This is a genomic window from Streptomyces sp. NPDC004667 (assembly GCF_040609475.1).
GTDB lineage: Bacteria > Actinomycetota > Actinomycetes > Streptomycetales > Streptomycetaceae > Streptomyces.
This window is the reverse complement of the sequence record NZ_JBEXKC010000024.1, coordinates 95,562-102,343: the sequence shown is the minus strand read 5'-3', so window position 1 is coordinate 102,343 and position 6,782 is coordinate 95,562. Positions and strand designations below refer to the sequence as shown.

The window sequence follows — 6,782 nt, the reverse complement described above, 5'->3', positions numbered from 1 at the left end:
CGCCGGCGGGGCTGGATTTTGCCGGCGGTAGCCCTCCGTCTGCGGGCCGTCTGTCGGGGGCCGGCCCCCGGACCCCCGCGCCTCAATCGCCGGCGGGGCTGGATTTTGCCGGCGGTAGCCCTCCGTCTGCGGGCCGTCTGTCGGGGGCCGGCCCCCGGACCCCCGCGCCTCAATCGCCGGCGAGGCTGGATTTTGCCACCGGTCGCCGTTCGGGTGCGGGTCCGCTGCCGGGGGCCAGCCCCCGGACCCCCGCGCCTCAATCGCCGGCGGGGCTGGGTTTGGCCGTGCCCCGCCCCCCGCCCGGCCAGGGCAGCGGCACACTGGCGGCATGCGTATCGCCCTCACCGGATCCTCCGGTCTCATCGGCAAGGCCCTCGTGCGCTCCCTCCGGGCCGATGGCCACGACATCGTCCGCTTCGTGCGCCGCGCGCCCGCCGGCCCCGGTGAGGCGCGCTGGGACCCCCGTGCCGGATACGTCGACCCGGCCGGTCTCGAAGGCGCCGACGCCGTCGTGCACCTGGCCGGGGCCGGCGTCGGGGACCACCGCTGGACGGCCGCGTACAAGAAGGAGATCCGCGACAGCCGGGTCCTCGGTACGGCCGCGATCGCCCGCGCGGTGGCCGCTCTCGGCAGCCCGCCGCCCGTCCTGGTCTGCGGCTCCGCCATCGGCTACTACGGCGACACGGGCGATCGCCCCGTCGACGAGAGCGCCCCCGCCGGGACCGGCTTCCTGCCCTCGGTCTGCGTGGACTGGGAGGCCGCCGCCGCCCCCGCCCGCGCCGCCGGGATCCGGACCGTGTTCGCCCGTACCGGGCTGGTGGTGGCGGCCGACGGCGGGGCCTGGGGCAAGCTGTTCCCCGTCTTCCGCGCGGGCATCGGCGGCCGGCTCGGCAACGGCCGCCAGTACTGGTCGTACATCTCCCTGGACGACGAGATCGCCGCGCTGCGGCACATCATCGACACCCCTGCCCTCGCCGGCCCCGTGAACCTCACCGCTCCCCACCCCCTGACCAACCGTGAGGTCACCGCCGCGATGGGCCGCGTGCTGCACCGCCCGACGGTGTGCGCCGTGCCCGCCCCCGTGATGCGCCTGGCGCTCGGGGAGTTCGCCGGGGACGTGCTGGGCAGTCAGCGCGTGCTGCCCGCACGCCTGTTGGGGTCGGGCTTCGCCTTCCGGCACCCGGGGATCGAGGAGTCGATCAGGGCAGCGCTGGCGTAGGCGCACCGCACGACCATGTGCGACCGTTCGTGACCCGGATGCGACCGTCATGCGACCGAAGTTGTGCGCAATAGCCCACCGGACTCGGGTTCTCCTGGAGCCCGTTGGGGGAAGGAGGACCCCACACAGCCGCGCCGACCTCGGGGAGGGGCACGTGCTCAGCAGCGCACACCACGTCGCACACCACGCCGCACACCATGCGGACGTCGTCATCGTAGGAGCCGGAGTCTCAGGACTCGCGGCCGCACACCACCTGATCGCGGCGGGGGTCACGGTCAGCGTCCTGGAGAGCGCCGACGACCCCGGCGGCCGGATGGCCACCGCCTCGGCCGACGGCTTCCGGCTCGACCGGGTCGGCCAGCTCCTCAACACCTCGTACACCGAACCGGCCCGAACCCCCGGCCTGGAGGGGCTCGTCCTGCGCCCCTTCGCCCCCGGGGTCCTGGTGCACGGCGCCGACGGCCGGCAGCAGCGGGCCGCGGCGCTGACCCCGGCCCGCGCACTGGCCAGCGGCTCCCTCGACCAGGCCCGGCTCAGTGCCGCCCTCGGCCGGCTCGCCGCGCTGCCCGTGGACCGGCTGCTCGCCCGGCCCGAACGCACCGCGCTCGCCGCCCTCGGCTCCCGCGGCCTGCCCCCGCGCACCGTGAACGGGGTCCTGCGGCCCCTGCTCGCCGCGCTGCTGCGCGACCCGGCGCTCACCACCTCCAGCCGCGTCGCCGACCTGGCCCTGCGCACCTTCGCCCGCGGCCGGCTGGCCGTCCCGGAGGGCGGCGCCGCCGCCCTGCCCGACCTGCTGGCGGCCGGCCTGCCGCCCGGCACCGTACGCACCGGGGTCCGCGTGCGGTCGGTGGCGACCAACCTCGTCACCACCGAGGACCACGGCGACTTCGGCTGCCGGTCCGTCCTCCTCGCCACCGGCGCCCGCGCCGCCGCCGACCTGCTGCCCGGACTGCGGGTGCCCGCCTTCCACGAGGTCACCGTCATCCACCACGCGACCCCCGCCCCGCTGCCCTGGGACGGCTCGCTGCTCCTGGACGCGGACCCCAAGTGGCCCCTCGCCCACACCACCGTGATGAGCGCGGTCGACCCCGGCCGGGCCCCGGCCGGCCGGAGCCTGGTCACCACCACGGTGCACGGCCCGCCGCCGCCCGCCCGGACGGTCGCCTCCCGCCTGGCCCGGCTCTACGACACCTCGACCCGGGACTGGGAGCTCCTGGCCGTCCACCACTCCCCGGAGGCCGTCCCCGCCATGCCCCCGCCGTACGACCTGCGGCGCCCGGTCCGGGTACTGGCCGGCCTCTACGTGTGCGGGGACCACCGCGACTCCAACACCGTCGACGGCGCCCTGCACTCCGCCCGGCGCGCCGCCACCGCCCTGCTCCGCGACTTCGGCATCCCGCTGCCGGTCCGCCCCCAACCGGCGGTGCCGGCGGCGGCCTGAGCGGTCCGCCGGAAGCGGTCCGCCGGAAGGGGACCGGCGCGACGGACACCACCGGAGGCCGGCCGGGCGCCACGGCCCGGCCGGACTCCGGCCCGCGGGGGGTTCAGGACATCGCCGCCACCCGGTCCCGGTAGCTCCGCACCGCCGACGCGTCCCGGTACGGCTCGAGCCGCCGCTCGAAGTCCCGTACGTACTCCACCGCGCGCACCGACCGCATCTCGCCGGCCTGCTGCGCCGCCTCCGCCGCCAGCGCGCACGCCTGGTCCAGCTCGCCCAGCCCCAGTCGCGCCGTGGCCAGCACCACCCGGCAGAACAGCCGTGAACGCGCGAACCCGGGCGCCCGCAGCTGGAGCGAACGCTCCGCGTGCTGCGCCGAGGCGCGGTACTGCTGGAGGTCCCGGTGGCAGTGCCCGAACTCGTCCGCGAGCTGGGCCTCGTCGAAGGCCCGCGCCCAGTGCGGTACCTCGTCGCCCGGACGGCCCGCGCCCAGCGCCCGCTCGGCCCGCACCAGGGAGGCCGTGGCCGCCCGCACCTCCCCGAGGACGGCGTGCCCGCGCGCCTCCGCCGCGTGCAGCAGGGCCTGGACGACCGGGGGCGGGCCCGATCCCACGCCCTGCTGGGCGACCCTGGCCAGCTGCACCGCTTCCCGGCCGTGCCCGAGGTAGACGGCCTGCCGGCTCATCGTCACCAGCACGTAGGCCCCGTACGACCGGTCCCCGGCGGCCTGGGCCAGGCGCAGCGCCTGCACGAAGTAGCGCTGCGCCAGTCCGTGCGCGGCGATGTCGTACGAGGTCCAGCCCGCGAGCCGGGTCAGGTCGGCGGCGGCCGCGAACAGCCGCCGCCCGGTGGTCTCGCCGTAGGTGCCGCGCAGCATCGGCTCGGCCTCGTGCTCCAGGTAGCGCACGAGGGCCTGCCGGGCGTGGCCGCCGCCGTAGGCGTGGTCCAGGGTCCGGAACAGTTCGCTCACCGACCGCAGCGCGGCGATGTCCCCGCCGGTCACGCGCTGGCCGGGGCCGCGGTCGATCTGCCGCTGGCGCGGGACGGAGGGGCGGCCCTGGGCCGGGACGCGGTTCGCCGCGGGGTCCGCGCCGCGCCCCACCCGTTCGTCGGCGCGGCCGATGAGCCAGTCGCGGCTGGGCACCACGAGTCCGGCCGGGGTGAAGGCGATCTTGCGGAGCTCGGCGTGCGAGCCGGAGTCCTTGCGCCAGAGCCCGCTGGCGATGTCCACGGCCTCCTCGGGGGTGGCCGCGAACTCCAGTCCCGCGTACACGGGCGCGCAGGCGTCCAGTCCCAGGTCCTGCGCGGACAGCCGGCGGCCCAGGCGCCGGGTGAAGACCTCGGCGATGAGGGCCGGCGTGGTGCCGCGGGGCTGCTGGCCGCGCAGCCAGCGGGTCACGGACGTCTTGTCGTAGCGAAGGTCCAGACCGTGTTCCAGGCCCAGCTGGTCGACGCGGCGGGCGAGCCCGGCGTTGGAGAACCCGGCTTCCGCGATCAGCGCCGCGAGCTGCCGGTTGGGGACGCGCTGGACAGGTCGTTCCGTCATCGGCTCCACGGTTTCCTGACGTGACGGACCGGAGTCCCGGCCCTTGAACGGCGTGAATGTAGCGGCCAAGTCCGCTCTTGCCGCCCTCTCTGTCCCACATTCATCCGATCGTGTGCCGAATGAGGAGGGGCCTTTACGGGTCGGTCCCCGTCGTCCGCGTACGCTGCGCCCCATGACCCGCCGGCCCCCCGGGGCACATGCCCCCGACACGTTCACGGACTCCACCGCCCCGCTCCCCGCCCCCGAGCTCACCGAGGCGGAGTGCCGCCGGTGCGGTACGTACATCGCGGGACTGGACGGCCGGTACGCGTGCGGGGTGTGCGGCTGGGTCAACGACCACTCCGAGGGTCACCGCCGGCTGCCGAGGGCGGACGAGGACCCGGACCGCCCGCCCGCCGGGCGCAGGCGTCCCCGGCAGCTGCCCGGCCCGCCGCCCGAGGCCGGGGACCCGGGGGCCTGAAGGGGCGCGCACGGGTCGCCGTACTCTTGGCCTGGTGCGATCGCGTGCACACAGCAGGTTCAACGAGGAGGCGCTGCGGTGACTGAGCTTCGGTTTGTCCATCTGGGCTTCGGGCCGGAATCCGTCGAGTACACCGAGGCCTGGGACGAGCAGCGGCGCGTCCACGCCGCCCGCTTCGCGGACGAGGTCGAGGACACCTGCCTGCTCGTGGAGCACCTGCCGGTGTACACGGCCGGCCGGCGCACCGACCCGAGCGAGCGGCCGCTGGACGGCACCCCGGTCATCGACGTGGACCGCGGCGGCAAGATCACCTGGCACGGTCCGGGCCAGCTGGTCGGCTACCCGATCATGAAGCTGCCCCGCCCGGTCGACGTGGTCGCGCACGTCCGCCGCCTGGAGGACGCCCTCATCCGCACCGCGGCCGAGTTCGGCCTGGAGACCACGCGGGTCGAGGGGCGCTCGGGCGTCTGGGTGCTCGGCGACCCCGTGGAGCAGCGTCCCGCGATAGGCGGGCTCTCCCTCGACTTCGACCCCCGCATCGGCGACGACGAGTTCGACGCCCGCCTCAACGGCCCCGAGTACGCCCCGTCCAACGCCGGACAGCGCCGCGAGGACCGCAAGCTCGCCGCCATCGGCATCCGCGTCGCCAAGGGCGTCACGATGCACGGCTTCTCCCTGAACGTGAACCCGGACGCCACCTGGTTCGACCGGATCATCCCCTGCGGGATCCGGGACGCCGGTGTGACCTCGCTCTCCTACGAGCTGGGCCGCGAGATCACCATCGCCGAGGTGCTGCCGGTCGTCGAACGGCACCTGAAGGACGTGCTGGAGCAGGCCGAGCTGAAGCCGCGCGAGATCGAGCCCGCCGCCGGCTGACGGCCGCGGGGAATGCGTCCGGCCGACACCCGGTTGGCCGACGTAAGAGCGTACGAAATTACGGGCGTACCCTGGTGGGCGCCGAAGAATCGAAGTTACAGGGAGCCGGTCGTGTCCGCAGTCGCACCCGACGGACGCAAGATGCTGCGCCTCGAGGTCCGTAACGCCCAGACGCCCATCGAGCGCAAGCCCGAGTGGATCAAGACCCGGGCGAAGATGGGTCCCGAGTACACGAAGATGCAGGCCCTGGTGAAGGGCGAAGGACTGCACACCGTGTGCCAGGAGGCCGGTTGCCCCAACATCTACGAATGCTGGGAGGACCGCGAGGCCACCTTCCTCATCGGTGGCGACCAGTGCACCCGGCGCTGTGACTTCTGCCAGATCGACACGGGCAAGCCCGAGGCCCTCGACCGCGACGAGCCGCGCCGCGTCGGCGAGTCCGTCGTCACGATGGACCTGAACTACGCCACCATCACCGGCGTCGCCCGCGACGACCTGGCGGACGGCGGTGCCTGGCTCTACGCGGAGACCGTGCGCCAGATCCACCAGCAGACGGCGGGCCGCGAGGGCGGCCACACCAAGGTCGAGCTGCTGGCCCCCGACTTCAACGCGGTCCCGGAGCTGCTGGAGGAGGTCTTCGCCTCCCGCCCCGAGGTCTTCGCGCACAACGTCGAGACCGTGCCGCGCATCTTCAAGCGCATCCGTCCGGGCTTCCGCTACGAGCGCTCGCTCGACGTGATCCGGCAGGCCCGCGCCTACGGCCTCGTCACCAAGTCCAACCTGATCCTGGGCATGGGCGAGGAGCGCGAGGAGGTCTCGCAGGCGCTGAAGGAGCTGCACGAGGCCGGCTGCGAGCTCATCACCATCACCCAGTACCTGCGGCCCTCGCCGCGGCACCACCCCGTGGAGCGCTGGGTGAAGCCGGCCGAGTTCGTCGAGCTGGCGAAGGAGGCCGAGGAGATCGGCTTCTCCGGTGTGATGTCGGGGCCGCTGGTCCGCTCCTCCTACCGTGCGGGCCGCCTGTACGGCCAGGCGATGGAGAAGCGCGCGGCTGTCTGAATCTGACCCCGTGTGCCTGTGAGGTCACACACAATTACTTACCAACGGGTAACACCGCAGTGACGCGGCCCCTAGGCTCTTTTCGGAGGAGCCCGGGGGCCGCGTCCGCGTTTGCAACGTGTCAATCACATTTGACCGACCGGTCACGCCCTGGTAACACCAGTCAGTGACGCTGGATCCACGC

Annotated in this window: 6 protein-coding genes; 5 read left to right on the top strand and 1 reads right to left on the bottom strand. The window is 74.4% G+C overall.

All coding sequences use genetic code 11. From position 1 onward, the window contains the following. The first annotated feature begins 328 nt into the window (after positions 1 to 328). Together ABZW32_RS16390 and ABZW32_RS16385 are read left to right on the top strand one after the other, a co-directional pair. A complete protein-coding gene (locus tag ABZW32_RS16390; protein WP_356216124.1) occupies positions 329 to 1,219 on the top strand; it encodes a TIGR01777 family oxidoreductase in 891 nt (296 codons plus the stop codon). Between the two features lie 154 nt (positions 1,220 to 1,373). Beyond that, positions 1,374 to 2,660: an FAD-dependent oxidoreductase gene (locus ABZW32_RS16385; RefSeq protein ID WP_356216121.1), complete on the top strand. Its 1,287-nt coding sequence runs from the start codon at positions 1,374 to 1,376 to the stop codon at positions 2,658 to 2,660. Positions 2,661 to 2,763: 103 nt separating this feature from the next. On the opposite strand, the gene ABZW32_RS16380 is transcribed toward ABZW32_RS16385, so the two are convergent. Next, the gene (locus ABZW32_RS16380; protein WP_356216119.1) at positions 2,764 to 4,203 is read right to left on the bottom strand and encodes a regulator; all 1,440 of its coding nucleotides are present in this window, start codon (positions 4,201 to 4,203) and stop codon (positions 2,764 to 2,766) included. A 172-nt stretch (positions 4,204 to 4,375) separates the two neighbouring features. On the opposite strand from ABZW32_RS16380, the gene ABZW32_RS16375 reads away from it, so the two are divergent. The 3 genes from ABZW32_RS16375 to lipA all read left to right on the top strand — a co-directional run bounded on the left by ABZW32_RS16375 (position 4,376) and on the right by lipA (position 6,598). Beyond that, entirely contained in the window at positions 4,376 to 4,663 is a 288-nt protein-coding gene (locus ABZW32_RS16375; protein ID WP_356216116.1) for a hypothetical protein, read from the top strand. Between the two features lie 78 nt (positions 4,664 to 4,741). Next, positions 4,742 to 5,539, top strand: coding sequence for a lipoyl(octanoyl) transferase LipB (gene lipB, locus ABZW32_RS16370; protein WP_356216113.1), 798 nt, complete (start codon positions 4,742 to 4,744; stop codon positions 5,537 to 5,539). A 111-nt stretch (positions 5,540 to 5,650) separates the two neighbouring features. Beyond that, positions 5,651 to 6,598 carry a lipoyl synthase gene (lipA, locus tag ABZW32_RS16365; protein WP_356216110.1) on the top strand — a complete coding sequence of 316 codons (948 nt, stop codon included), beginning with the start codon at positions 5,651 to 5,653 and terminating at the stop codon, positions 6,596 to 6,598. The last annotated feature ends 184 nt before the right edge of the window (positions 6,599 to 6,782 follow it).